The 24,459-nt window shown below is 55.8% G+C and carries 21 protein-coding genes and 2 pseudogenes; 11 read left to right on the top strand and 12 right to left on the bottom strand.

What is annotated here, in order from left to right; translation table 11 throughout:
- Positions 1–110: 110 nt before the first annotated feature.
- The gene (locus GS12_RS08645) at positions 111–1,760 is read left to right on the top strand and encodes a Na+/H+ antiporter (RefSeq protein WP_034911555.1); all 1,650 of its coding nucleotides are present in this window, start codon (positions 111–113) and stop codon (positions 1,758–1,760) included.
- Positions 1,761–1,803: 43 nt separating this feature from the next.
- Here GS12_RS08645 and GS12_RS08640 read toward each other — a convergent pair whose 3' ends face one another.
- The 8 genes and pseudogenes from GS12_RS08640 to GS12_RS08615 form a co-directional block, all read right to left on the bottom strand.
- Positions 1,804–2,295 (bottom strand): DUF943 family protein, encoded by a 492-nt coding sequence (locus GS12_RS08640; protein ID WP_072016860.1) that lies wholly within the window; start codon positions 2,293–2,295, stop codon positions 1,804–1,806.
- Positions 2,295–2,396, bottom strand: a pseudogene (locus GS12_RS23275) (DUF3289 family protein); the annotation flags it as partial. The pseudogene GS12_RS23275 and the gene GS12_RS08640, both read right to left, overlap by 1 nt.
- 87 nt (positions 2,397–2,483) lie before the next feature.
- A complete protein-coding gene (locus GS12_RS22975; RefSeq protein WP_052118399.1) occupies positions 2,484–2,975 on the bottom strand; it encodes a DUF943 family protein in 492 nt (163 codons plus the stop codon).
- Positions 2,962–3,090 (bottom strand): annotated as a pseudogene (locus GS12_RS23270) (DUF3289 family protein); the annotation flags it as partial. The pseudogene GS12_RS23270 and the gene GS12_RS22975, both read right to left, overlap by 14 nt.
- Before the next feature lie 73 nt (positions 3,091–3,163).
- Entirely contained in the window at positions 3,164–3,646 is a 483-nt protein-coding gene (locus GS12_RS08630; protein WP_052118398.1) for a DUF943 family protein, read from the bottom strand.
- Positions 3,647–3,771: 125 nt separating this feature from the next.
- Positions 3,772–4,299 (bottom strand): DUF943 family protein, encoded by a 528-nt coding sequence (locus GS12_RS08625; protein WP_052118397.1) that lies wholly within the window; start codon positions 4,297–4,299, stop codon positions 3,772–3,774.
- Positions 4,286–5,122, bottom strand: a complete 837-nt coding sequence (locus GS12_RS08620) for a DUF3289 family protein (protein WP_034945934.1) — start codon at positions 5,120–5,122, stop codon at positions 4,286–4,288. Before GS12_RS08620 ends, GS12_RS08625 begins: the two co-directional genes overlap by 14 nt.
- 161 nt (positions 5,123–5,283) lie before the next feature.
- Positions 5,284–6,186, bottom strand: a complete 903-nt coding sequence (locus tag GS12_RS08615; protein WP_034911563.1) for a LysR family transcriptional regulator — start codon at positions 6,184–6,186, stop codon at positions 5,284–5,286.
- Positions 6,187–6,287: 101 nt separating this feature from the next.
- Between GS12_RS08615 and GS12_RS08610 the strand changes: the two genes are divergently transcribed.
- From GS12_RS08610 to GS12_RS08600, 3 genes are all read left to right on the top strand, one after another.
- Positions 6,288–6,701 carry a CidA/LrgA family protein gene (locus tag GS12_RS08610; RefSeq protein WP_034945930.1) on the top strand — a complete coding sequence of 138 codons (414 nt, stop codon included), beginning with the start codon at positions 6,288–6,290 and terminating at the stop codon, positions 6,699–6,701.
- A complete protein-coding gene (locus GS12_RS08605) occupies positions 6,694–7,392 on the top strand; it encodes an LrgB family protein (protein WP_034911566.1) in 699 nt (232 codons plus the stop codon). The genes GS12_RS08610 and GS12_RS08605 overlap by 8 nt, the downstream gene beginning before the upstream one ends.
- A 124-nt stretch (positions 7,393–7,516) precedes the next feature.
- A complete protein-coding gene (locus GS12_RS08600; RefSeq protein ID WP_034911569.1) occupies positions 7,517–8,062 on the top strand; it encodes a YfaZ family outer membrane protein in 546 nt (181 codons plus the stop codon).
- 77 nt (positions 8,063–8,139) lie between these two features.
- On the opposite strand, the gene actP is transcribed toward GS12_RS08600, so the two are convergent.
- From actP to acs, 3 genes are all read right to left on the bottom strand, one after another.
- On the bottom strand, positions 8,140–9,798 hold the full coding sequence (actP, locus tag GS12_RS08595; RefSeq protein WP_034945927.1) for a cation/acetate symporter ActP: 1,659 nt from the start codon (positions 9,796–9,798) through the stop codon (positions 8,140–8,142).
- Entirely contained in the window at positions 9,795–10,106 is a 312-nt protein-coding gene (locus tag GS12_RS08590) for a DUF485 domain-containing protein (RefSeq protein WP_034911574.1), read from the bottom strand. The genes actP and GS12_RS08590 overlap by 4 nt, the downstream gene beginning before the upstream one ends.
- Before the next feature lie 171 nt (positions 10,107–10,277).
- Positions 10,278–12,233 carry an acetate--CoA ligase gene (acs, locus tag GS12_RS08585; RefSeq protein WP_034945924.1) on the bottom strand — a complete coding sequence of 652 codons (1,956 nt, stop codon included), beginning with the start codon at positions 12,231–12,233 and terminating at the stop codon, positions 10,278–10,280.
- 518 nt (positions 12,234–12,751) lie between these two features.
- On the opposite strand from acs, the gene gltP reads away from it, so the two are divergent.
- Positions 12,752–14,056 (top strand): glutamate/aspartate:proton symporter GltP, encoded by a 1,305-nt coding sequence (gltP, locus tag GS12_RS08580; protein WP_034945921.1) that lies wholly within the window; start codon positions 12,752–12,754, stop codon positions 14,054–14,056.
- Positions 14,057–14,110: 54 nt separating this feature from the next.
- Here gltP and GS12_RS08575 read toward each other — a convergent pair whose 3' ends face one another.
- Positions 14,111–14,323: a hypothetical protein gene (locus GS12_RS08575; protein WP_152601387.1), complete on the bottom strand. Its 213-nt coding sequence runs from the start codon at positions 14,321–14,323 to the stop codon at positions 14,111–14,113.
- On the opposite strand from GS12_RS08575, the gene GS12_RS08570 reads away from it, so the two are divergent.
- The 6 genes from GS12_RS08570 to GS12_RS08545 all read left to right on the top strand — a co-directional run bounded on the left by GS12_RS08570 (position 14,316) and on the right by GS12_RS08545 (position 24,430).
- Positions 14,316–15,860: a methyl-accepting chemotaxis protein gene (locus tag GS12_RS08570; protein WP_034945915.1), complete on the top strand. Its 1,545-nt coding sequence runs from the start codon at positions 14,316–14,318 to the stop codon at positions 15,858–15,860. The genes GS12_RS08575 and GS12_RS08570 overlap by 8 nt on opposite strands.
- A gap of 74 nt (positions 15,861–15,934) precedes the next feature.
- A complete protein-coding gene (locus GS12_RS08565; protein ID WP_034945912.1) occupies positions 15,935–17,584 on the top strand; it encodes a dihydroxyacetone kinase subunit DhaK in 1,650 nt (549 codons plus the stop codon).
- A 220-nt stretch (positions 17,585–17,804) separates the two neighbouring features.
- Positions 17,805–20,363 (top strand): sensor domain-containing protein, encoded by a 2,559-nt coding sequence (locus GS12_RS08560; RefSeq protein WP_034945910.1) that lies wholly within the window; start codon positions 17,805–17,807, stop codon positions 20,361–20,363.
- A 234-nt stretch (positions 20,364–20,597) separates the two neighbouring features.
- Positions 20,598–21,326: a gluconate 2-dehydrogenase subunit 3 family protein gene (locus tag GS12_RS08555; RefSeq protein ID WP_034945907.1), complete on the top strand. Its 729-nt coding sequence runs from the start codon at positions 20,598–20,600 to the stop codon at positions 21,324–21,326.
- Positions 21,327–21,328: 2 nt separating this feature from the next.
- Positions 21,329–23,110: a GMC family oxidoreductase gene (locus GS12_RS08550; RefSeq protein WP_034945904.1), complete on the top strand. Its 1,782-nt coding sequence runs from the start codon at positions 21,329–21,331 to the stop codon at positions 23,108–23,110.
- 9 nt (positions 23,111–23,119) lie between these two features.
- Complete coding sequence (locus GS12_RS08545) at positions 23,120–24,430, top strand: c-type cytochrome (RefSeq protein ID WP_034945901.1); 1,311 nt, start codon at positions 23,120–23,122, stop codon at positions 24,428–24,430.
- Positions 24,431–24,459 lie beyond the last annotated feature (29 nt).

The following is a 24,459-nucleotide window of genomic DNA, read 5'->3' as shown; positions in this document are numbered from 1 at the left end:
CACACATCCTGTTTTTAATCGGTTTACAATTTTGTTTTACTATCAAAGGCTGATGGTCGTTTTAATCGTTTGGTCGCTGTGTAAAACATTGGAAGACGCTTAAGGAAAACATGGAAATCTTCTTCACTATTCTCATTCTGACGCTTGTGGTTTCGCTTTCCGGCGTTGCCGCACGCATTATTCCCTTTCAGATCCCGCTGCCGCTGGTGCAGATTGCCACGGGCGCGCTGCTGGCCTGGCCGACGTTTGGCCTGCATGTGGACTTCGATCCTGAACTGTTTCTGGTGCTGTTTATTCCGCCGCTGCTGTTCGCCGACGGCTGGAAAACGCCGACCAGTGAGTTCCTGCATCACGGGCGCGAAATCATCGGGCTTGCGCTGGTGCTGGTGTTGATTACCGTTGTCGGCATTGGTTATTTGATCTACTGGCTGGTGCCGGGTATCCCGCTGCTGGGCGCCTTTGCGCTGGCTGCGGTGCTGTCGCCCACCGACGCCGTGGCGCTCTCCGGTATCGTTGGCGAAGGGCGCATTCCGAAGAAAATCATGTCGATCCTTCAGGGCGAAGCGCTGATGAACGACGCCTCTGGCCTGGTATCGCTGAAGTTTGCCGTGGCGGTGGCGATGGGCACTATGGTGTTTACCGTCTCCGGCGCCACTATTGAGTTTTTGAAGGTCGCCATCGGCGGCCTGCTGGCGGGCATTGCCATCTGCTGGCTGTACGGCAAGTCGCTGCGCCTGCTCAGCCGCTGGAGCGGTGACGATCCGGCCACGCAAACCGTGCTGCTGCTGCTGCTGCCGTTTGCCTCCTATTTGATTGCTGAACATATTGGCGTATCGGGCATTCTGGCTGCCGTTGCGGCAGGGATGACCATCTCCCGCTCAGGCATTATCCGTCAGGCGCCTCTGGCAATGCGCCTGCGTGCCAACAGCGTCTGGCATATGTTGGAGTTCGTGTTTAACGGCATGGTTTTCCTGATGCTGGGGCTTCAGCTGCCGGGCATTCTGGAGATCTCTATCGGCCAGGCCAATGCCGATCCGAACGTCGATCTGTGGATGCTTTTCGCTTCGGTCGCACTGATTTATGCGGCGCTGATGGTGGTACGTTTTGGCTGGCTCTGGACAATGCAGGTGATCAGCAATCGCCTGCTGAAGAAAAAGCCGATGGAGTTTACCCACTATTCAACACGCGAGCTGCTGGTGGCCTCTTTTGCTGGCGTGCGCGGTGCGATTACCCTGGCGGGCGTGCTCTCCATTCCACTCTTTCTGAGTAACGGCGAACCCTATCCGGCGCGCTACGAACTTGTTTTCCTGGCAACCGGCGTCATTCTGGTTTCGCTGGTGGTCGGCGTGATCCTCCTGCCGCTGCTGCTGCGCGGCGTGGCCGGTACGGACAAGTCGGAACATCGCCGCGAAGAGCTGATGGCGAAGGTGGTGATGGCGGAAACGGCCATTGAAAGCCTGCATAAAATGGAAGAGCGGCTGGTGAGTGACACCGAAGAGAACATTGATGCCGACCTGCTGAAAGAGGTCAGCCTGCGGGTGATTGGCAACCTGCGCCGCCGCGCGGACGGCAAGGCCGATCTGGAGCGTTCGCAGTACGCTGAAAACCTTGAGCGTCGCTTCCGTCTGACCGCGCTGCGCGCCGAACGCGGCGAGCTTTACCATCTGCGCGCCACGCAAAAAATCAGTAATGAAACGATGCAGAAGCTGCTGCACGATCTGGATCTGCTGGAAACGCTGCTGGTTGAGAAAGAGAGTTAAGCCTGATCCCCGCAAACCGCATCAGGTTTGCGGGGATCTCCCCTCACCGATCGCGCTGTTCTTTAACCAACGGTCCGCCGGGTTTCTGATGAAATCCTGCGCCATCAACCCGGTAAGACATGGTGCCGTAACGTGATCGACTTAAACGAATGACCGAGCTATCTTTTCGGATACAGTTGGCTTTCACCGGCATATCATCAAAGCAGATCAGATAATCGAGATCGTCACTGGGGAAAAAGGTATCAGGATCGGGTTTAAGTTCCTGATAGCCGCCGCCGTAATCGTAAATTATCACAGTGAAAATTCCGTCTTCGTCGGGCTCCGGAATGTGATAATTCTCTTTGAGAGAGTGTTCATTTATTTTCCACCATTTTATTTTTCCACTGGTAGTCAGAGGGAATTTTTTCACAATAATGAAGCTGTAATTCCCTTCCCGATGTACGGCAATGACTTCTGTCTTCCTCACTGAGAAGTAGCCAGCAACGCAACAGGTCAAAAATGCTGCAAGGATCAATATCCATTTTATTAATTTCATTATCGCGTCCCCGATATCACTATTCTGGCTTCCATATTGGTAAAGAAAGGTTTAAATCCAAACTGCTGCCAGCGCTGAAGAACAAACAGGTAAGCAAAATATACTGGTAACTAAGGTGGATGATGTCAATTTACTTATAAAAATTCTGGTCATCGCATGAACAGCCTGAATAAAATTTTATGCCTTATTTAATATTCTTTAACCAACGGCCCGCCGGGTTTTTGATGAAATCCAGCGCCATCAACCCGATAATACATGGTACCGTAACGCGATCGGCCAATACTAATGATCGAGCTATCTTTTCGGATACAGTTGGCTTTCACCGGCATATCATCAAAGCAGATCAGATAATCGAGATCGTCGCTGGGGAAAAAGGTATCGGCGTCGGGCTTAAGTTCCTGATAGCCGTTGCCATAATCGTATATAATTACCGTAAAAATGCCGCTCTCATTTGGCTGGGGAATATTATAATTCTCTTTCAGAAGCTGTGCATTTTCTTTCCACCATTTTATTTTTCCGCTGGAAAGTAAGGGGAAGTTCTTTACGATAAGGTAACTTGATGTGCGATTGCGATGAGCAGCGATAATCTCTACCGGGCGCATAAATATCGTGGTCACCCAGGTGGCAGTTATGATGGCAGTCAAAATAATTACAGTTTTTATAATATTATTTATTTTCACTTTTTGTTCCTTTCAAAGTGATGTTGGCTTCCATGTTGGTAAAGAAAGGCTTAAATCCAAACTGCTGCCAGCGCTGAAGCACAAACCAGATAAGAAAAATATGCTGATAAGTAAAGCAGCCCATACCGCTTTACTTATGAAAATCCTGGTCACCGCATGAACAGCCTGAATACAATTTTATGCCTGCTTTAATAGTCTCTGATTAGCGGGCCGCCAGGTTTTTGATGAAATCCAGCGCCATTAACCCGATAATACATGGTACCGTAACGCGATCGGCCAATACTAATGATCGAGCTATCTTTTCGGATACAGTTGGCTTTCACCGGCATATCCTCAAAGCAGATCAGATAATCGAGATCGTCGCTGGGGAAAAAGGTATCGGCGTCGGGCTTAAGTTCCTGATAGCCGTTGCCATAATCGTAAATGATCACAGTGAAAATTCCGTCTTCGTCGGGCTCCGGAATGTGATAATTCTCTTTGAGAGAGTGTGCATTTATTTTCCACCATTTTATTTTTCCGCTGGTGGTCAGAGGGAATTTTTTCACAATAATGAAGCTGTAATTCCCTTCCCGATGTACAGCAATGACTTCTGTCTTCCTCAGAGAGAGGTAGCCAGTAGAACAGCATGTCACAAACAATGTGATGATTAATGCCCATTTTATTAGTTTCATTGTTGCGCTCCTGATATCACTATTCTGGCTTCCATATTGCTATACAAGGGATTAAATCTAAGGTGCTGCCAGCGAAAAAAGACGAACATTAAAATATTCCCACGGCGCTTTACTGCTAAAACTCTTTAATACCGCATAAACGGCATAAAATTTATGCTGACCTGGTATTCTTTAACTAATGGCCCGCCGGGTGTTTGATACCAGCTTGCACCATCAACCCAGTAATACATTGTCCCATTGTTTGATCCGCCAACATGAAGGACAGAGTTCTCTTTTCGGATACAATTGGCTTTGACCGGCATGTCTTTGAAGCAGATCAGATAATCGAGATCGTCGCTGGGGAAGAAGCTGTCAGGATCGGGCTTAAGTTCCTGATAGCCGTCACCGTAATCGTAAATGATCACAGTGAAAATGCCGCTGTCATCTGGCTCTGGAATATGATAATTCTCTTTCAACAGGTGTTCGTTTTCTTTCCACCATTTTATTTTTTCCCCGGACATTAAGGGGAAGTTTTTTACAATAATGTAGCTCGATGTGTTATTGCGATGAACCGCGATGATCTCTACAGGTTGCATGAGGATAACGGCACACCAGACCGAAGCTGTGATGGCGATTAAAAGCATTGCGGTTTTTATAATTTTACGTAGCTTCACTTTTTGTTCCCCTTATAACAATTTTGGCTTCCATGTTGGTAAAAAATGGTTTAAATCCAAAGTGTTGCCAGCGCTGGAGCACGAACCAGATGCGAAATATATGCAGGCGATGGAAGGTAGGTTTTAAAATATCACGCGCATCAAGTCCGAAATGATCCTGACTTGTATATTGGATAACCGCTTCGTAATTTTTCCCATCAATTTTTAATGATTGCAGTACAATTTTTGTCGCATAAATATCGTGTACGGACATGGAAAGCCCGTTTATTTTATCGATCCAGCGTGTGAATTTAGGCAACACGGTATCCTGAACGGCATTGGTAAGTTGCTGCTTTTTGTTATCCGGGTAAAATTTTTTATCGGTATTGATAGCTCTCGTTAACACCTTTTTTATCGCCTGCAACGAACTATCCTCAGAAAAATCGGTTTCTATCTGCCTTTTATAGGCAAAATTCAGCTTGCTGCTGCGGAACGGCTGGCCGTTGCCATACTGGAAATGGTTAACCATATCCAGAAACAGATCGCGGTAGCCAAAAAAGGTGAAGATCCACGAGTCACGACGAAATTCGGTAAACAGCTTGTTGACCAGTTCCTGTTGACTGATTTTTTGCTGTACCACGGCATAATTACTGCGGGGAAAGTTTTTCCACTCCGAGCGCCAGGGATCAACATTATCGGAAATGGTTTTTAGTCCATATCTGCCAGTTAACTCTGATTCAGTTAAATCGCCACAGTACATATCATCGGCCCGGTAGTCGTTCATGCGGTGCTGGGTGTGGAAAATAGTGAACGGAAAACGTAATGCAACGTTGTTATCAGTCATCGTAAAATCCTTTTAATTCAACGGCATCATTGCCTTTGTGCTGATAAAATCTACTCTGTTTCCCTTTCTGATTCAGCCGCTAACGTTAAAAGTGTGAACCTGGTTTACATTGGTAATCCTTTTCCAGCATGTCGGTGCATGTTTATTTGCCGACGAGCAATTTATACCGACAGCGTCGGCGCCATGCCCGGCCAGAACTCACGGCAGCAGGCGATCCACGCCTGCGCGCTTTTCGACAGGTAGCTGCCTTCACGCCAGATCAGCCCCAGTTTCCACGCCAGCTCCGATTCCAGCGGCAGCCACAGCAAATTGCTTTTATCCAGCCGCTGACAAATCGGCTCCGGCAGGATCGCCACGCCCATTCCCGCCTGAACCATCGCCGCCAGAAAATCCCACTGTCCGCTACGCACCGCAATCTGCGGCGTGAAGCCGCTGGCCTGAAATGCACGCATTAGCTGGCGATTGAGGGAGAACTCCTCGTTGTAAATCAGGATCGGATGCCCGGCCAGTTCGCTGATCGGAATGTGCGTCCGGCGCAGCCATTCGCGGGTGCGCGGCACCAGCACGCAGAGCGGATGGCTCATTAGCGGCAGCGCGTTAAGCGGCAGATCGTCGGCCACCGGCAGGGCGGTCATGGCGATATCCAGCGTGCCGGCCAGCACCGCCTGCTGCACGGTCAGGCCGCCAAATTCAGAGATTTTCAGCTCCACGCCCGGATAGCGCTGGCGAAAAGCCGAGATCGACCCGGCAATCTGCATGCCGACCATGGGCGGAATGCCGAGTCGTAGCTCGCCGGTTTTCAGATCGTTAATATCCGAAATCTCCGCTTCAAGCTGCTTAAATTCCTGAAGAATCGTCATGCCGCGCTGATAAACCGCCTGGCCGGTGTCGGTCAGATGCAGCTTACGGCCTTCACGGATCAGCAGCGTGCAGCCCAGTTCATCCTCAAGCTGGCGCAGCATCTTGCTGATGGTCGGCTGGGTGACGAACAGCTGCTCAGCGGCGCGGGTAAAGCTCTGTTGGCGCACCACCTCAACGAAATAGCGCAGGGCTCGAACGTCCATAATTATTCCTGTAGGGCATAGTATGAATAACATTAAGTCATTTTTTTCACTATCCGTCACCGCTTTATACTGTGCGCAGACATTTTTCAGGAGTTAACGTCATGACGATGCGCTCAGGTTTGACGCAACGTATCCAGGTTCCGCTTCAGGTCGTACTCTATATTGCGTTGTTTTTAACGGCGCAGCAGCTGGTTGCATGGCTGGATCTGCCGCTGCCCGCCAATATTGTTGGCATGCTGCTCCTGCTGGCGCTGATCGCGCTGCGCGTGCTGCCACTGCGCTGGGTAAAGGCGGGTTCGCAGTGGCTGCTGGCGGAAATGCTGCTGTTTTTTATTCCGGCGGTGGTGGCGGTGGTCAACTATTCGCAGCTGCTGCGGGTTGAGGGCTGGCGCATTATGTTAGTTATCGCTGTCAGCACGCTGCTGGTGCTGAGCGCCACCGCGCTGGTAGTCGATCGCGTCTACCGGCTGGAAATCTGGCTGGCGCAGCGCCGTGAGGAGAAACGCAATGCGTGATCTCATTCTCAGCGTGCTCTGTCTGCTCGCCACGCTGCTGATCTACTTTATCAACAAGCGGCTGTACCGTCGCTGGCGTCGGCTGCTGTTGATGCCGCTGGTGATGACGCCAATGGCGCTGGTGGCGCTGCTGCTGGTGACGCGGATTTCGTGGCAGGACTACATCGGCGAAAGCCACTGGCTGCTGTGGCTGCTTGGCCCGGCGACGCTGGCCTTCGCCGTGCCGGTTTATGAAAACACAGAAATTATTCGCCGCCACTGGCTGTCGCTGAGCGCGGGCGTGGTGACCGCAACGGCAGTGGCGATCGGCAGCTCGGTATGGCTGGCAAGACTGCTCACCCTGCCGGAGGTGATCCAGCGCAGTCTGGCCGTGCGCTCCATCACCACGCCTTTTGCGCTGGCGGCGGCGGAGCAGCTTGGCGGTCAGCCCGATCTGGTGGCGCTGTTCGTGGTGATAACCGGCGTGTTTGGCATGGCGGTCGGTGACGTGCTGTTTATCCGCCTGGCGGTGAAGCAGGGAATGGCAAAAGGGGCCGGTTTCGGAGCCGCGTCGCACGGCGCAGGCACCGCGCGCGCCTACGAAATCGGTCAGGAGGAGGGCGTGGTAGCGAGCCTGGTGATGATGCTGTCCGGTATTGTGACGGTGATCATCGCGCCAGTGACGGGGCATCTGCTGTGGGCAGTGGCGTAGGCTGGTTATTTCATGTTACGTAAATATGTCCTGGCGGGCGGGATTCTCATGTTAATCATCCGACAGTTGGTTTACTCTGCGAAGCCGCCAGCAATGGCGTGAGTAAATTGACCAGGAGAATAAAATGAAAGCAGTGGCAACTCTTACCGGCGCGCTGGCGCTTCTGACGCTGGCAGGCACGGCGCAGGCAATCGAAGGCGGCGTGAGCGTCGGCGAAAAATACACCGATGTGCATGTCGGCCTGGGCACCACCACGCCGGGTTTTGCACTGTCAGGTGACTGGCTGCGCAGCGACCATGACGGCAACGTGGAAAGTCTCGGACTGGGCTACAACGTAGCGGTTGGCGATATATTCCTGTCGCCGGGCGTGAAAGTGATGTCCACTAATCCGACCGACAGCAAAGACGGCTACGCCGTCGCGGTGGGTGGCGGGGTTCGTTTCCCGGTGACCAATATGTTCAACGTGTATGGCGAGTATTACTACTCACCGGACTCATTCTCCAGCCATCTTGATGACTATCAGGAAGCCTCAGGCGGCGTCAGCTTTCAGCCCATTTCGCTGGTTGATGTGCGCGTAGGCTACAAATATATGGCGATGAACGGCAAAGACGGACGTAAAGACAACGTGGTTGCCAACGGCCCGTATGTGGGCGCCGCTGTGCATTTCTGATGCGCAGGGAAGGGAGCGTGCTCCCTTCCCGTGATTTTTCGAGGCGGATGGTTCAGTCCGCCTTCTTCTTCGCGCCGCTAGTGCGCCTTGCCCTGATCGATCCCCACACCCGTCTGCGAACGAACGAACTGCGCCTTAAAGCGTTGTCGCTCCAGCTTTCCTTCGTCTGAGCGATCGGTTATTGAGAACAGCCAGGTGCCGATAAACGCGACCGCCATTGAAAACAGCGCCGGATACTCGTAAGGGAAAATTGCCTTCGCGTGGCCGAGCACCTGCACCCAAACGGTGGGCCCGAGGATCATCAGCACCACCGCCGTCAGCAGCCCCATCCAGCCGCCGGTCATCGCGCCGCGCGTGGTCAGCTTCGACCAGTACATCGACAGCAGAATAATCGGGAAGTTACAGCTTGCGGCGATGGAAAACGCCAGTCCGACCATAAAGGCGATGTTCTGCTTCTCAAACAGAATGCCCAGCGCGATAGCGACAAAGCCCAAAATCACCACGGTAATTTTCGACACTTTCAGCTCCTGCCGCTCGGTGGCCTGTCCCTTACGAAACACGCTGGCGTAGAGATCGTGCGATACCGCCGAAGCTCCCGCCAGCGTCAGCCCGGCAACCACCGCCAGAATGGTGGCAAAGGCGACGGCAGAGATGAAGCCGAGGAACAGACTTCCACCTACCGCATCTGCCAGATGCACCGCCGCCATGTTGTTGCCGCCAATTAGTGCGCCGGTAGCATCTTTAAACGCCGGATTGGCGCCTACCAGCAGAATCGCGCCAAAGCCGATGATGAAGGTCAGGATGTAGAAATAGCCCATAAAGCCGGTAGCGTAAAACACGCTTTTCCGCGCCTCGCGCGCGTCGCTGACGGTGAAGAAGCGCATCAGAATATGCGGCAGGCCCGCCGTGCCGAACATCAGGCCGAGGCCAAGCGACAGCGCCGAGATGGGATCGTTGACCAGGCCGCCCGGTCGCATAATCGCGATACCTTTCGGATGCACCGCCATCGCCTGCGTAAACAGATTATTGAAGCTGAAACCTACCGTCTTCATCACCATGATTGCCATAAAGGTGGCGCCGAACAGCAGCAGCACGGCTTTAATAATTTGTACCCAGGTGGTGGCCAGCATGCCGCCGAACAGTACGTAGAGCACCATCAGAATACCGACCAGGATCACCGCCACCAGGTAATCCAGCCCGAACAGAAGCTGGATCAGCTTGCCCGCGCCAACCATCTGCGCAATCAGATAGAGCGCTACCACCACCAGCGAGCCGCAGGCGGAAAGTGTGCGGATCGGCATCTGCTTCAGACGATAAGAGGCGACGTCGGCAAAGGTATAGCGCCCAAGGTTGCGCAGGCGTTCGGCGATCAGAAACAGAATGATCGGCCAGCCGACCAGGAAGCCGAGCGAGTAGATCAGCCCGTCGTAGCCGGAGGTATAGACCAGCGCCGATATCCCCAGAAACGAGGCGGCAGACATAAAATCGCCCGCCATCGCCAGTCCATTCTGAAAGCCGGTAATGTTGCCGCCTGCGGTGTAATAGTCGCTGCGCGAACGGGTTCGTTTCGACGCCCACCAGGTAATGCCCAGCGTGGCGGCGACAAAAATGATAAACATCACAATCGCTTCAACGTTAGTGGGCTGTCGCTGCACTGCGCCGTTAATGGCGTCGGCGGCCAGTGCCGAAAAGGGTAGCAGCGTGGCAAAACCGGTGGTCAGAAGACGGAGTTTCATCCTTTCACCTCTTTCAGCAGTTCGCGAGTGAGGCGGTCAAACTCGCCGTTGGCGCGGCGCACGTAGACGCCGGTTAATAAAAAAGAGATGACGATCAGACCCACGCCGATGGGGATCCCGCGGGTGACGTTGGTGCCGTCATACAGCGGCGTGCCCAGCCAGCCTGGCGCGAAAGCGATCAGCAAAATAAAGCCTACGTAGAGAATAAGCACGATGGCGGAAAGAAAAGCGGCAAACGTCTGGCGTTTTTTCACCAGTTGTCTGAAGCGGGCGCTCTTTTCTATCCGTTGATAAATATCGTCATTCATCACAGGTCTCCAGAGGTTATTTATGCGGCGCCGGCCGTCGCGCAGAGGCGACGGAACGCGGGCAAAAAGAGTGCACGCGCCGGTAACGCCGGTAGGGTCATTTATTGTTATTAAAGAGTACGTTAATAAAAGGCAGCGTTATTACGCTGCCCGCCGGGTAAATAAAACGAATTACGGCATCAATATGGCCTGCTTCTCCTCAAGCAGCTTTTCGACCACGCCCGGATCGGCAAGCGTTGAGGTGTCGCCCAGATTACTGGTATCCCCCGCCGCGATTTTACGCAGAATACGGCGCATGATTTTGCCGGAGCGGGTTTTCGGCAGCGAGTCGGTCCAGTGCAGCACGTCCGGCGTGGCAATCGGGCCAATCTCTTTGCGTACCCAGTTGCGCACCTCAGCGTACAGTTCCGGTGACGGCTCTTCGCCGCTGTTGAGGGTGATATACGCGTAGATTGCCTGGCCCTTGATGCCGTGCGGTATACCGACCACGGCGGCTTCGGCAATTTTCGGGTGTGATACCAGCGCCGATTCGATTTCCGCCGTGCCGAGGCGATGGCCGGAGACGTTCAACACGTCATCAACGCGGCCGGTTATCCAGTAATAGCCGTCCTCGTCGCGTCGCGCACCGTCGCCGCTGAAATACATATTTTTGAAGGTGGAGAAGTAGGTTTGTTCAAAGCGATCGTGGTCGCCGAACAGCGTACGCGCCTGGCCGGGCCAGGCGTCGACAATCACCAGGTTGCCTTCGCAGGCTCCTTCCAGCGCGTTGCCTTCGTTATCGACCAGCGCAGGTTGAACGCCAAAAAACGGCCTGGTTGCCGAGCCTGCTTTCAGTTCGGTAGCCCCTGGCAGCGGGGTGATCATGAAACCGCCGGTTTCCGTTTGCCACCAGGTATCAACAATCGGACAGCGGCCATTGCCAATTTTGTTGTAATACCACTCCCAGGCTTCCGGGTTGATCGGCTCGCCGACCGAGCCCATGATGCGCAGGCTGGAGCGATCGGTGCCGGCAATGGCTTTATCGCCTTCCGCCATCAGCGCGCGAATGGCCGTCGGTGCGGTATAGAGCAGCGTCACCTTGTGTTTATCCACCACTTCCGCCATGCGGCTCGGCGTCGGCCAGTTGGGCACGCCTTCGAACATCAGCGTGGTGGCGCCGCAGGCCAGCGGCCCGTAAAGCAGATAGCTGTGACCGGTGATCCAGCCCACGTCGGCGGTACACCAGTAAACGTCTTCCGGGTGGTAATCAAACACGTATTTGAAGGTGGTGGCAGCGTAGACAAGATAACCGCCGGTGGTATGCAGCACGCCCTTTGGCTTACCGGTGGAGCCGGAGGTATAGAGGATAAAAAGCGGATCTTCCGCGTTCATCTCTTCCGGTTGATGATGCGCGCTGGCGCTGTTAACCAGCTCGTGCCACCAGATGTCACGGCCGTTTTCCCAGGCGATATCGTTACCGGTGCGGCGGAATACGACCACGTTGGTGACCGAGGTGACTTTAGGATTGGCTAACGCATCGTCGACGTTTTTTTTCAGCGGTATGGTGCGGCCCGCGCGAATGCCTTCGTCGGCGGTGACCACCAGCTTACTGTTGGAATCAATAATGCGACCGGCGACGGCTTCGGGGGAGAAACCGCCAAAAATCACCGAGTGGACAGCGCCGATGCGCGCACAGGCAAGCATGGCGACCGCGGCTTCCGGCACCATTGGCATATAGATAGCGACCACGTCGCCTTTATTGACGCCCAGCTCTTTCAGTGAGTTAGCAAAGCGGCACACTTCACGGTGCAGTTCGCGAAAGGTCAGCGTTTTGCTTTCGCTGGCGTTATCACCTTCCCAGATAATGGCCGGATGATCGCCACGGCTGTGCAGATGGCGGTCAAGGCAGTTCGCCGCCAGATTCAGCGTGCCGTCTTCATACCAACGGATATCGATATTGCCCGGCGCGAATGAAGTATTTTTTACCGTTGTATAAGGCTTAATCCAGTCGAGAATCTGCCCCTGCTCACCCCAGAACGCGTCCGGATCCTGGACAGAGAGCTGATACATGGACTGATACTGCTGAGCGTTAATCAGGGCGTTTTCCGCAATGGCGGCAGGAACAGGGTGTCTGTGTAGTTGGCTCATGGCTAATCTCCTTGAAGATGTTAATAGTATGTCAATCAAAGGTTGAATGAAGCCTGCTGATCCGCTTTGTTTGCTTTTTGCGCGACAGATCACGCCATAACTGCATGTAATGAAACAGGAACGAAACGTATGTGGAACTTTAGTGAAAAAGGCGCCACATAAGCGCCTTCTGTCGTTATTAGCGAACAAAATTACGGCAGTTGAACTGAACAGAAACGATTAAGTAAACGCTGGTACTGCATAGCTATGCGCTTTACGCGGCGGAATATTACTAATTATAACAACGTGTTAAATGCCCGGCCTCCTGACAGAGCTTTACGCTGTTAATTGGTGATAAAGTAACCGTATTTCACGCGGGGTTGCATTTATGCCAGTGAAAATGGTACTGATTACGCGCCTGTAAAAAGGCACAAACCATCCATTATCCGTGAATTAGCCGATTTCGGCGCTGCCTCCCTTGAGCGTAATTCTGCTGCATAACAGATGCAGCAAGCGGGTTGTGTTAAGGAAAATAAGATATGAAAGCTGCTAAATTCAGCCTTGCCTGGCAAATATTGACGGCACTGGTACTGGGAATCATCGTCGGAGCCATATTGCATAACCAGCAGGAAAACCGTGAATGGTTGATTGCCAACATACTCACCCCGGCTGGCGACATCTTTATTCATCTGATCAAAATGATCGTCGTACCTATCGTGATCTCCACGCTGATTGTCGGTATCGCAGGCGTCGGCGATGCAAAAAAACTGGGACGCATTGGCGTAAAAACCATCGTCTATTTTGAAGTGATTACCACCATTGCCATCGTGGTAGGGATTACCCTGGCGAACGTGTTTGAACCTGGCTACGGCATTGATATGTCGACGCTGGCAACGGTGGACATCTCTAAGTATGAAGCGACAACCGCACAGGTACAGGGTGGACCGCACAGTCTGGTGACCACCGTCCTTTCGCTGATCCCGCAGAATATTTTTGCCGCGATAGCCAAAGGCGACATGCTGCCGATTATCTTCTTCTCGGTGCTGTTTGGCCTGGGTCTCTCTTCTCTGCCCGCAGAACACCGCGATCCGCTGCTGAAGGTATTCCGCTCAACCTCAGAAACTATGTTTAAAGTAACGCATATGATTATGCGCTACGCGCCGATCGGCGTGTTCGCGCTGATTTCGGTTACCATTGCCAACTTTGGTTTCGCCTCGCTGTGGCCGTTGGCCAAGCTGGTGATCCTGGTTTACGCCGCGATTTTATTCTTTGCCTTCGTTGTGCTGGGTACGGTTGCCCGCCTTTGCAAGCTGCGTATTACCACGCTGATGCGCATCCTGAAGGACGAGCTGATCCTGTCATATTCCACGTCCAGCTCTGAAACCGTGCTGCCGCGCATTATGGAAAAGATGGAGGCCTACGGCGCGCCCAAGTCGATTACCAGCTTTGTGGTGCCGACCGGCTACTCCTTTAACCTTGACGGCTCCACGCTTTATCAAAGCATCGCGGCGATCTTTATTGCTCAGCTTTACGGCATTAATTTGTCGATTGGTCAGGAAATCGTGCTGGTGCTGACGCTGATGGTTACCTCAAAAGGTATTGCGGGTGTACCGGGCGTCTCCTTTGTGGTGCTGCTGGCGACGCTTGGCAGCGTGGGCATTCCGCTGGAAGGACTGGCGTTTATTGCAGGCGTTGACCGTATCATGGACATGGCGCGCACCGCGCTGAACGTGGTGGGTAATGCGCTGGCCGTGCTGGTTATTGCGAAATGGGAAAACCAGTTCGATGCGCAGCAGGCCGTTGCCTACGAGTCAAAAATTAAGCGTTTAGCCTCCTCAAGCTAATCGACGGCGGGCCGCAACGGCGGCCCGCTCTGGTAAAGCGCTATCTCACCGACTCTACAATCTCTCTTCATAATAAAGACTTAGCAGTTGCAGGGTCTTTTTCAGCGTCACCTCCGCCGCTCTCCGCGTTTTCCATGCTTTTATCTCTGTCACATTTTTTTGAAATGCGATTAAAGGCGGCATGCTTTCCGCCGAAAACCATAAAAAGAGATAAACATTCATTCCTTTTTTTTGACTCTCGCCTCCAGGATACGTTTCCATGCGCACAAATCTGCCTGTCACTCAGCAGGAGCATCCGTTTAATGATACGGCTACCCTGATGTCAACCACCGACGCCGCCGGACACATTACCTACGCCAATGACGCCTTTATTGAGGTAAGTGGTTTTACGCCTGAAGAGATCGCCGGTCAGGCGCACAATCTGGTGCGTCATCCTGATATGCCCGCCGAAGCCTTCGCTGATATGTGGGCCACGCTGAAGCAGGGCGAGCCCTGGACGGCGCTGGTGAAAAATCGCTGTAAAAATGGCGACTTCTATTGGGTAAGGGCCAACGCGATCCCGGTGGTGCGCAACGGCACAATTCAGGGCTATATGTCGGTGCGCACGCGGCCGGACGATGCGGAAATTCAGCAGGCGGAGCAGTGCTATCGGGCGATCCGTGAAGGCAAGCGTAAGAGCTGGCGCTTCCATAAGGGCGTGATGGTGCGCACCGGCCTGATGCGCTGGCGCAGCCTGTTCAAAACGCTGCCGTTGCGCTGGCGCATCCGCAGCGCGCTGATGACGCTTCTGCCGCTGAGCGCGGGTGCTGGTTGGGCGTCAGGATTAGCGGCTCAGCCGCTGGCGATCTTCACCGCCATCATGACGCTGCTGCTGTTTCTCGCTTCCGCCTGGCTGGAGCAGCAGATCTCCCGGCCGGTCGAGCGTCTCTGCAAGCAGGCGCTGAAGGTCGCCACCGGCGCAACGCATAATGTTGAGCAGATGGATCGGGTCGATGAGGTGGGTACGACGCTGCGCGCTATTGGCCAGTTAGGGCTGATGTTCCGCTGGCTGGTGGATGACGTTAGCGGGCAGGCGGTTAACGTGCTCAGCGCCAGCGATGCGATAGCGCAGAGTAATCAGGATCTCAGTCGCCGCACCGAACAGGCTGCCGCCAACGTGCAGCAAACCGCCGCCACCATGAATGAGATGACCGCCACGGTGAAAAGCAATGCCGGGACGGCGCAGCAGGCCAACGCCCTGTCGAAAGAGACGCGTGACGTCGCGACGCAGGGCGGCGTGGCGATGAAAGATATGGTTAACGTCATGTCCGGTATCGCCGACAGTTCAAAAAAGATCGCCAGCATCACCAGCGTGATTGACGGCATCGCGTTCCAGACCAACATTCTGGCGCTCAACGCCGCCGTCGAGGCTGCCCGCGCGGGCGAGCAGGGCAAAGGGTTCGCGGTTGTGGCCGGTGAGGTGCGCAGTCTGGCGCAGCGCAGCGCGAAAGCCGCCAGCGAAATCAAATCGCTGGTTGAAAACAGCGTGGCGAAAGTGGAATCGGGTAGCGTGCACGCCTTCGATACCGGCCAAACCATGGAGAGCATCGTTTCTCAGGTACAGAACGTCACCTCGATGATTTCGCAAATCGGCGCCGCCACCGCCGAGCAGGCGTCGGCGCTGAGTGAAATCAGCCTGGCGGTTGAGGAACTGTATAGCATCACTCACCAGAACGCCGCCAGGGTGGAAGAGGGCGCGCAGGCTTCCGGCCGCATGGCGCGACAGGCAACAAGGCTGGTGGAGGCGATCAGCGTCTTTCGCTGAGGGTTCAGAGATCGGCTACAGTTAAACGCTTGAAATCATTTTGATCCGACAACATCAGGACAGAGGAAAGCGTTATGAGCCAGTTTTTTATGAATAAGAAAAGCGATCTCGTCAACGAAGCCATTGAAGGGACGCTGCTCAGCAATCGTTATCACAATACCAGCCTGCTGGATGCGGGCGCGGACATTCGCGTGGTGGTGCGCAATGACTGGGACAAATCGCGCGTGGCGGTGATCTCTGGCGGCGGCTCCGGCCACGAGCCGGCGCACGTTGGTTTTGTCGGCAAAGGGATGCTGACCGCCGCGGTCTGTGGCGACGTTTTTGCCTCGCCCAGCGTGGAAGCGGTGCTGGCGGCCATCGTGAACGTCACCGGTGAGAAAGGCTGCCTGCTGGTGGTGAAAAACTACACCGGCGACCGGCTGAACTTTGGCCTGGCGGCGGAAAAAGCCAGAGCGCGCGGCCTGAAGGTCGAGCTGGTGATGGTGACCGATGATATTGCGCTGCCGGATAATCCGCAGCCGCGCGGCATCGCAGGAACGGCGTTGGTACACAAAGTGGCGGGCTATGCGGCAGAGCAGGGGAAATCGCTGGAGGCGGTGACGGCCCTGGCCAACGAGGCGATCCGTGCCACGGCCAGCATCGGACTGGCCTTCTCCACCTGCCACGTGCCCGGCGAAGCGCGTGACGATCGCGTAAAGGCGGGCCACAGCGAACTGGGCATGGGCATTCACGGCGAGCCGGGTGCCTCCACGCTGGCGACGCAAAACAGCGTTGACATTGTCGCCACGCTGGCGGAAAAGCTGGCCGCGCATAATAAAGAAGGCAAAAGCGTGGCGCTGCTGGTGAATAACCTGGGCGGCTTCTCCGCGCTGGAGATGGCGGTGCTCACCCGTGAAACGCTGCGTTCGCCGCTGGGAAAAAACGTGAAGTACCTTGTCGGCCCGGCCACCCTGGTCAGCGCGCTGGACATGAAAGGCTTTTCGCTCTCCACGCTGCTGCTGACGCCTGCTTTTGAAGAAGCGCTTCAGGCGCCGGTTGAAGCGGCGGGCTGGCAGCCGCTCGCCAGCGTGCAGGCGCTGAAACCGGTCGCCGGAGAGAAGGTGGCGCTTCAGCAGGCGGTTACGCCGTCTGATAACGCGCAGGTGGCGCAGATAGTCGAAACCATCTGTCAGACGTTGGTTGACCTTGAAAGCGAACTGAACCAGCTGGATGCCAGAGTGGGCGACGGCGACACCGGTTCAACCTTTGCGGCCGGGGCGGGCAAGGTGCTGGCCGAACTCCGGGCGAAAAAACTGCCGCTGAACGATACAGCCAGCCTGCTGACGCTGATCGGCGAACAGCTGGCGGTGGTGATGGGCGGCTCCAGCGGCGTGCTGATGTCGATTATGTTCACCTCGGCGGGGCAGAAAGTGGAAGAGGGCAAGCCGCTGGCCGAATCGCTGGCGTGGGGGCTGGATCGCATGCAGCACTATGGCGGCGCGCGTCCTGGCCACCGCACGATGATTGATGCGCTGCATCCGGCCTTTGAAGCGCTGGTGGCCGGGCAGGATCTGGCCAGTGCGGCGGCGGCGGCAAAAAAAGGCGCCGATGCCACCGCGCAGATGACCTCGGCGCAGGCGGGCCGCTCCTCCTATCTGAATCAGGAGAGTCTGACCGGGGTTAAAGATCCCGGTGCCTGCGCGGTGGAAAAGGTCTTTGCCGCGTTAGAAAAATACGTTAAGTAAGGCCGCCTCCGGGTGCTGCCCGCGGCGGCGCCCGGCTCTTTCCTCTCCAGCGCTCCCCCGATGTAAAAACTCTTCTGAATGTTTTTTTCGTTATGCCGATAAAACGGAGACAGGTTGCTGCATTACAACCTGTCCCCTGGCTGAAAGCAGCGTTATTTCAGCGTAAAGCAGGTGCAAAAATTTTTAAAACAGCACCACCATTCTGCTCCAGGCGAAAAAAATGATTGAGAACAACGATGTGATGTACCGCCTGCTGGTACAAGGCGTGATTGACTACGCAATCTATATGCTTGAACCCGACGGCACCGTGGCGAACTGGAACGCCGGCGCGCAGCGCGCCAAAGGCTATCTGCCGCATGAGGTTATCGGCAAAAACTTTTCTCTTTTTTACAGCGAGGAAGATCGCGAAAAAGGCCTGCCGCAGCGCGGTCTGGCGATTGCCCGCGAAACCGGCCGTTACGACGTGGAAGGCTGGCGCTACCGCAAAGACGGCAGCGCGTTTTGGGCGCATGCGGTGATTGATGCCATCCGCGACGACGACGGCACGCTGATCGGCTTCGCCAAAATTACCCGCGACTGTACCGAACAGCGAGAAGCGCTGGCAGAACAGCGTGCGCAGGAGCAGAAGTTTCGTCTGCTGGTGGAAGGCGTAACCGACTACGCCATTTATATGCTTGATATTAATGGCCGGGTGGTGAACTGGAACGCGGGCGCGCGGCGCGCCAAAGGGTATACCGCCGATGAGATCGTAGGCCAACACTTCTCCTGTTTCTATAGCGCACAGGACAGGCTGGCGCAGATCCCGGACAGCAACCTGAAAATGGCGAAGACCCGCGGCCGCTTTGAGGATCAGGGCTGGCGCTATCGTAAGGATGGCAGCGCGTTCTGGGCGCACGTGATGATTGAGCCGATTTACAATGAAGCCCGCATGCTGATCGGCTTCTCAAAAATCACCCGCGACTGTACCGAAGTGCGCGAGTACGAGCAGCAGATCCTGCACGCAAAAGATCTCGCCGAGCAGAACAGCGTTAAAATGGCATCACTGTCGAAGTTTCTCGACACCATTATCGCCAATATTCCCTCCTGCGTGATGGTGGAGGACGTGGTGTCGCGTGAGATCCTGCTCATCAACAACAAAGCGGAGCAGCTGCTGGGCATTACTCAGCAAGAGATAGCGGGCCGCCAGCTTGCTGACTGCGTGGATCCTGAGATGTGTGAGTACTTCTCACAGCTCTCGCGCGCGGCGCAGCGCAATGAAGGACTGCATAAGAATGAGCAGATGCTGCCGACGCGCTCTGGCGACAGGATTATCAGCGCCTCGGCCTCCATCGTGCGCGGCAGCGATGCGCGTACCAATTATGTGCTGTTGATCGCCGATGACGTTACCGACCAGCGCGCCGCCGATGCGCGCATTCACCATATGGCGCATCATGACAATCTCACCAGCCTGCCTAACCGCGTGCTGTTCAGCCAGCGCCTGCACGAGGCGCTGCGCGCCGATCGTGACGTGGGGAAACGCACCGCCACGCTCTGTCTGGATCTGGATAATTTCAAAAACGTCAATGACGCGCTGGGGCATCAGGTTGGCGATGAACTGCTGCGCATGGTGGCCCGACGGCTGAGCAGCGTGCTGCGCGGACAGGATACGCTGGCGCGCAACGGCGGCGACGAATTCTCTATTGTGCTGCCGGGTATCATGCAGTTAAACGAGGCGGAAGCGGTGGCGCGTCGGCTTATCGATGTGACCCGGCCGGTTTTCAACGTTGACGGACACAACCTGTCGGTTGGACTGAGCGTCGGCATCGCGATTTCCGATCAGGATCTGTCCACGGCCGATCAGCTCCTGCGCTGTGCGGATATGGCGCTTTACGAAGCGAAGCGTAATGGACGCGATCGCTTTGAGCACTTCTCATCGGAAATGGGTGAAGCGGCGAGCAAGCGGCGGATGATTGAAAACGATCTGCGCGAAGCGATAACCCGGCGTCACCTCAGGCTCTATTATCAGCCGATCACCAATGAAAACGGGCATGAGATCGTGGGCTACGAGGCGCTGATGCGCTGGCATCATCCTTCTCGTGGGTTGATTATGCCGCTTGATTTTATTCCTGTCGCGGAGGAAACCGGTCTGATCCACTCGCTGGGAGCTTACGCGCTGTACGAAGCATGCCGCGAGGCCGCCACCTGGCCAGGCGGCGAGAGCGTGGCGGTGAACCTTTCTCCGTTGCAGTTTAAAAACAGCGCGCTGGTTTCGGTGGTGGAAGCCGCGTTGAAAGAGTCGGGCCTTGCGGCGCATCGCCTTGAAGTGGAGATCACCGAGTCGGTGCTGCTGGATAATGCGCTGACAAATATCCGCACGCTGCAAAAGCTGAAGGCGCTGGGCGTGCGTATCGCACTTGATGATTTTGGCACCGGTTATTCGTCACTGAGCTACCTGCGCTCGTTTCCCTTCGACAAAATCAAAATTGATAAATCCTTTATCAGTGATATGACCGAAAGCCGTGAATCGCTGGCGATCATCAGAGCCATTACCGGAATGAGCCGCAGTCTGGATATTCAGATAACCGCAGAAGGCGTGGAGAACGACCAGCAGTTTGAACAGCTCAAAATCGAGGGCTGCACGCTGTTTCAGGGCTACTACTTCGGGCGACCACAGCCAGCGGAAACGCGGCTGAAAGTGTTCAATCCGCCTGTGCGTGCTGGAGGAGCCGCTGGCCTGATTCTTCCGGACGGCGCCGATGGTAACGCCTCAATGCCGATCGCTGCCGGGCCGCCTGAGTAAACGCCCGGGCCGCCGGTTGCGCTGGCGGCAGCGTTTCCCGACCTGATTTGTGCGTGATGTTAATTAATCTGTGCTTTTTTGTTTCATGACAATAAATTTTTGCTTAAGACCTGTTAAAATATGCGGCTTTGTTACCGATAACATTCACCTGGCGCTGACGCACTTTTGAGCACGGTGGATGGCGGGTCGATAAACATGATCGCCCATCAAGGCGACGCGTTATAAGGCAATGTCATGTCAAACGAAAACAGAGGCAGTTCCCGTCGGGACTTTCTGCTTAAAACTATTACTCTGGCGCCCGCCGTGGCGATTGGCAGCAGCGGCCTTGGCGCGCTGGCCTCACCGGCGCCTGCCACCGCCGCACCGTCAGGCCCGCAAAAAGCGCGCGATTATCAGCCCACATGGTTTACCCCGGAAGAGTATGCGTTTCTGCAAGCCGCCGTGGCGCGCCTGATCCCCGCCGATGAGCGCGGCCCCGGCGCCCGTGAAGCGGGCGTGCCGGAGTATATCGACCGCCAGATGAATACGCCTTACGCCACCGGCGCCAACTGGTATATGCAGGGACCGTTTCATCCCGATGCCGATAAGCTGCTCGGCTATCAGCTTCCGCTGGTGCCGCGTCAGGTGTACCGGCTGGGCCTCGCCGATGCGGATGAGGTGGCAAAGGCGCAGCACGGCAAAGCCTTCGCAAAACTGAACGATGACCAGCAGGACGCGCTGCTTCAGGCTTTCGAAGCGGGTAGCGTTGCTTTCCGGCAGATCCCCGCGCAGGTTTTTTTCACCTTCCTGCTGCAAAACACCCGCGAAGGCTTCTTCAGCGATCCGATCCACGGCGGCAACCAGGGCATGGTTGGCTGGCGGCTGATTAACTTTCCCGGTGCGCGCGCAGATTTTATGGACTGGGTGGAACGCGGCGAGCGCTATCCATTCCCGCCGGTATCCCTTCGCGGAGAGAGAACATAATCATGGCGACTGAAATGAAAAAAGCGGACGCGGTGATTGTCGGTTTTGGCTGGGCGGGTTCGATTATGGCGAAGGAGCTGACCGAAGCCGGACTGAACGTGGTGGCGCTGGAACGCGGCCCGCATCGTGATACCTGGCCTGACGGCGCGTATCCGCAGGTTATTGACGAACTCACCTACAATATCCGCAAAAAGCTGTTTCAGGATCTCTCCAAAAGCACCGTGACCATTCGTCATAACGCGGCGCAAACCGCTCAGCCCTACCGCCAGCTTGCCGCGTTCCTGCCGGGCACCGGCACCGGCGGCGCGGGCCTGCACTGGTCCGGCGTGCATTTTCGCGTCGATCCGATCGAGCTGCGACTGCGCAGCCATTACGAAGAGCGCTACGGCAAAAAATTCATTCCGGAAGGGATGACCATTCAGGATTTTGGCGTCAGCTATGACGAACTGGAGCCTTTTTTCGACAAGGCCGAAAAGGTGTTCGGCACCTCCGGTTCGGCGTGGAGCGTAAAAGGCAAGGTGATCGGCAAGGGCAAAGGAAATCCTTTCGCGCCGGATCGCTCAGAAAATTTCCCGCTGCCTGCGCAGAAGCGAACGTTCTCTGCGCAGCTGTTTGCCCGCGCGGCGGAAGCGGTGGGCTATCATCCCTACGATTTGCCCTCGGCCAATACTTCCGGCCCGTATACCAACACTTACGGCGCGCAGATGGGGCCGTGCAACTTCTGCGGCTACTGTAGCGGCTATGCCTGCTATATGTATTCAAAGGCGTCGCCGAACGTGAATATTCTGCCCGCGCTGCGCCAGGAGACAAAATTCGAGCTGCGCGAAAACGCCAACGTGCTGCGCGTGAATCTCACTGCCGACAAGAAACGCGCCACCGGCGTTACCTATGTGGATGCGCTGGGAAGAGAAATTGAGCAGCCCGCCGATCTGGTGATCCTCTCCGCTTTTCAGTTCCACAATGTGCATCTGATGCTGCTCTCCGGCATCGGCAAGCCTTACGATCCGGTGACCAACCAGGGCACCGTCGGGCGCAACTTCGCCTACCAGAACATCTCCACCATTAAGGCGTTTTTTAATAAAGACGTGTTTACCAATAACTTCATCGGGGCAGGCGGCGCGGGCGTTGGCGTGGACGATTTTAATGCCGACAATTTCGATCACGGCAAGTACGGCTTCGTCGGCGGCTCGCCTTTCTGGGTGAATCAGGCGGGCGTCAAGCCCATCTCCGGCCTGCCGACGCCGCCGGGCACGCCGAACTGGGGCAGTAAGTGGAAAGCGGCGGTGGCCGATCACTACACCCATCACGTTTCGATGGATGCCCACGGCGCGCACCAGTCCTATCGCAACAACTATCTCGATCTTGATCCTAATTACAAGGATGCCTTCGGGCAGCCGCTGTTGCGTATGACCTTCGACTGGCAGGAAAACGACGTCACTATGTCGCAATTTATGCACGATCGTATGCACAACATCGCCGAAGCGATGAATCCTGTGCTGATCAGCGGCTCGCCGAAAAAGCCGGGAACCCATTTCGACACCACCACTTATCAGACCACGCACATGAATGGCGGGGCGATCATGGGCGAAGATCCGCAAACCAGTGCGGTAAACCGCTATCTGCAAAGCTGGGACGTGCCGAATGTCTTTGTGCCCGGCGCGTCGGCCTTTCCGCAGGGGTTGGGCTATAACCCAACCGGCATGTTGGCCGCGCTGACGTACTGGTCGGCAAAGGCCATCCGCGAGCAGTATCTTAAAAACCCCGGCCCGCTGGTTCAGGCATAAGGCGATCACATGAAAAAGCGACTTCTGGCTCTCGTGCTGGGCATAACTGCCTTCGGCGCGCTGGCGGACGAGAGCGGCGCGGATCTCATCAGCCGCGGTGAATATCTGGCGCGCGCGGGCGACTGCGTGGCCTGCCACACGAAAATGGGCGGCAAGCCTTTTGCGGGCGGCCTGTCGATGGCGACGCCCATTGGCAATATTTACTCGACCAATATTACCCCGGACAACAAAACCGGCATCGGCGACTACAGCTACGACGACTTCCAGCGTGCGGTGCGTCACGGCGTGGCGAAAAACGGCGACACGCTCTATCCGGCCATGCCCTATCCCTCTTATGCGGTAGTCAGCGATGAGGATATGCGCGCGCTGTATGCTTATTTTATGCACGGCGTTGCGCCGGTAGAGCAGGAAAATCAGCAGAGCGATATTCCGTGGCCGCTCTCAATGCGCTGGCCGCTGGCTATCTGGCGCGGTCTGTTCGCGCCGGACGTCAACGCCTTCCAGCCCGTTGAGGGAGAAGACGCGGTGCTGGCGCGTGGCCAGTATCTGGTTGAGGGGCTGGGACACTGCGGCGCCTGTCATACGCCGCGCAGCCTCACCATGCAGGAAAAAGCGCTCAATGACCGCGAAGGAAGCGACTACCTTTCCGGCAGCAGCGCGCCGGTTGACGGCTGGACCGCCAGCAATTTGCGAGGCGACAGCCGCGACGGGCTGGGGCGCTGGCATGAAGCGGAGCTGGTGGAGTTTTTGCGTACCGGCCGTAACGATCGCACCGCGGTATTCGGCGGCATGACCGATGTCGTGCAGCACAGCCTTCAGCATCTGAGTGCGGAGGACGCGACGGCGATTGCCCGCTATCTGAAATCGCTTGGGGCACGCGATCCCAATCAAACCGGTTTTGCAGAGGATGACGCGGTGGCCCGTGCGCTGTGGCAGGGCGACGACAGCCGGGCGGGCGCGTCGGTGTATGTCGATAGCTGCGCCGCCTGTCATAAAACCGACGGCAGCGGCTACAAGCGTTTCTTCCCGGCGCTGCGCGGCAATCCGGTGGTGCTGGCGGACGATCCCACATCGCTCATCCACATTGTACTGAGCGGCGCGACTCTGCCTGCGATGAAAGGCGCGCCGTCATCGATTACCATGCCCGCCTTTGGCTGGCGGCTGAACGATCGGCAGGTGGCGGATGTGGTAAATCTGATCCGTACCAGCTGGGGCAATACGGCGAAAGAACAGGTGAGCGCCGCCGACGTGGCGAAAATCAGGAAAAGCACGCCTCAGCAGGGCAGCGTGGATATCGATAAGCTGATTGAGGTGAAGTAAGGGAAGCCCGGGAAGAAGAGTAAAGCATC

This window comes from Erwinia oleae (genome assembly GCF_000770305.1).
Lineage (GTDB): Bacteria > Pseudomonadota > Gammaproteobacteria > Enterobacterales > Enterobacteriaceae > Erwinia > Erwinia oleae.
This window is presented reverse-complemented; position numbering and strand designations above follow the sequence as displayed.

What these genes read in the sequence shown, in the direction of transcription:
- GS12_RS08645 (WP_034911555.1), top strand. Translation starts at nt 111, where the DNA reads ATGGAAATCTTCTTCACTATTCTCATTCTGACGCTTGTGGTTTCGCTT.
- GS12_RS08640 (WP_072016860.1), bottom strand. Translation starts at nt 2,295, where the DNA reads ATGAAATTAATAAAATGGATATTGATCCTTGCAGCATTTTTGACCTGT.
- GS12_RS08630 (WP_052118398.1), bottom strand. Translation starts at nt 3,646, where the DNA reads ATGAAACTAATAAAATGGGCATTAATCATCACATTGTTTGTGACATGC.
- GS12_RS08620 (WP_034945934.1), bottom strand. Translation starts at nt 5,122, where the DNA reads ATGACTGATAACAACGTTGCATTACGTTTTCCGTTCACTATTTTCCAC.
- GS12_RS08615 (WP_034911563.1), bottom strand. Translation starts at nt 6,186, where the DNA reads ATGGACGTTCGAGCCCTGCGCTATTTCGTTGAGGTGGTGCGCCAACAG.
- GS12_RS08610 (WP_034945930.1), top strand. Translation starts at nt 6,288, where the DNA reads ATGACGATGCGCTCAGGTTTGACGCAACGTATCCAGGTTCCGCTTCAG.
- GS12_RS08605 (WP_034911566.1), top strand. Translation starts at nt 6,694, where the DNA reads ATGCGTGATCTCATTCTCAGCGTGCTCTGTCTGCTCGCCACGCTGCTG.
- GS12_RS08600 (WP_034911569.1), top strand. Translation starts at nt 7,517, where the DNA reads ATGAAAGCAGTGGCAACTCTTACCGGCGCGCTGGCGCTTCTGACGCTG.
- actP (WP_034945927.1), bottom strand. Translation starts at nt 9,798, where the DNA reads ATGAAACTCCGTCTTCTGACCACCGGTTTTGCCACGCTGCTACCCTTT.
- GS12_RS08590 (WP_034911574.1), bottom strand. Translation starts at nt 10,106, where the DNA reads ATGAATGACGATATTTATCAACGGATAGAAAAGAGCGCCCGCTTCAGA.
- acs (WP_034945924.1), bottom strand. Translation starts at nt 12,233, where the DNA reads ATGAGCCAACTACACAGACACCCTGTTCCTGCCGCCATTGCGGAAAAC.
- gltP (WP_034945921.1), top strand. Translation starts at nt 12,752, where the DNA reads ATGAAAGCTGCTAAATTCAGCCTTGCCTGGCAAATATTGACGGCACTG.
- GS12_RS08570 (WP_034945915.1), top strand. Translation starts at nt 14,316, where the DNA reads ATGCGCACAAATCTGCCTGTCACTCAGCAGGAGCATCCGTTTAATGAT.
- GS12_RS08565 (WP_034945912.1), top strand. Translation starts at nt 15,935, where the DNA reads ATGAGCCAGTTTTTTATGAATAAGAAAAGCGATCTCGTCAACGAAGCC.
- GS12_RS08560 (WP_034945910.1), top strand. Translation starts at nt 17,805, where the DNA reads ATGATTGAGAACAACGATGTGATGTACCGCCTGCTGGTACAAGGCGTG.
- GS12_RS08555 (WP_034945907.1), top strand. Translation starts at nt 20,598, where the DNA reads ATGTCAAACGAAAACAGAGGCAGTTCCCGTCGGGACTTTCTGCTTAAA.
- GS12_RS08550 (WP_034945904.1), top strand. Translation starts at nt 21,329, where the DNA reads ATGGCGACTGAAATGAAAAAAGCGGACGCGGTGATTGTCGGTTTTGGC.
- GS12_RS08545 (WP_034945901.1), top strand. Translation starts at nt 23,120, where the DNA reads ATGAAAAAGCGACTTCTGGCTCTCGTGCTGGGCATAACTGCCTTCGGC.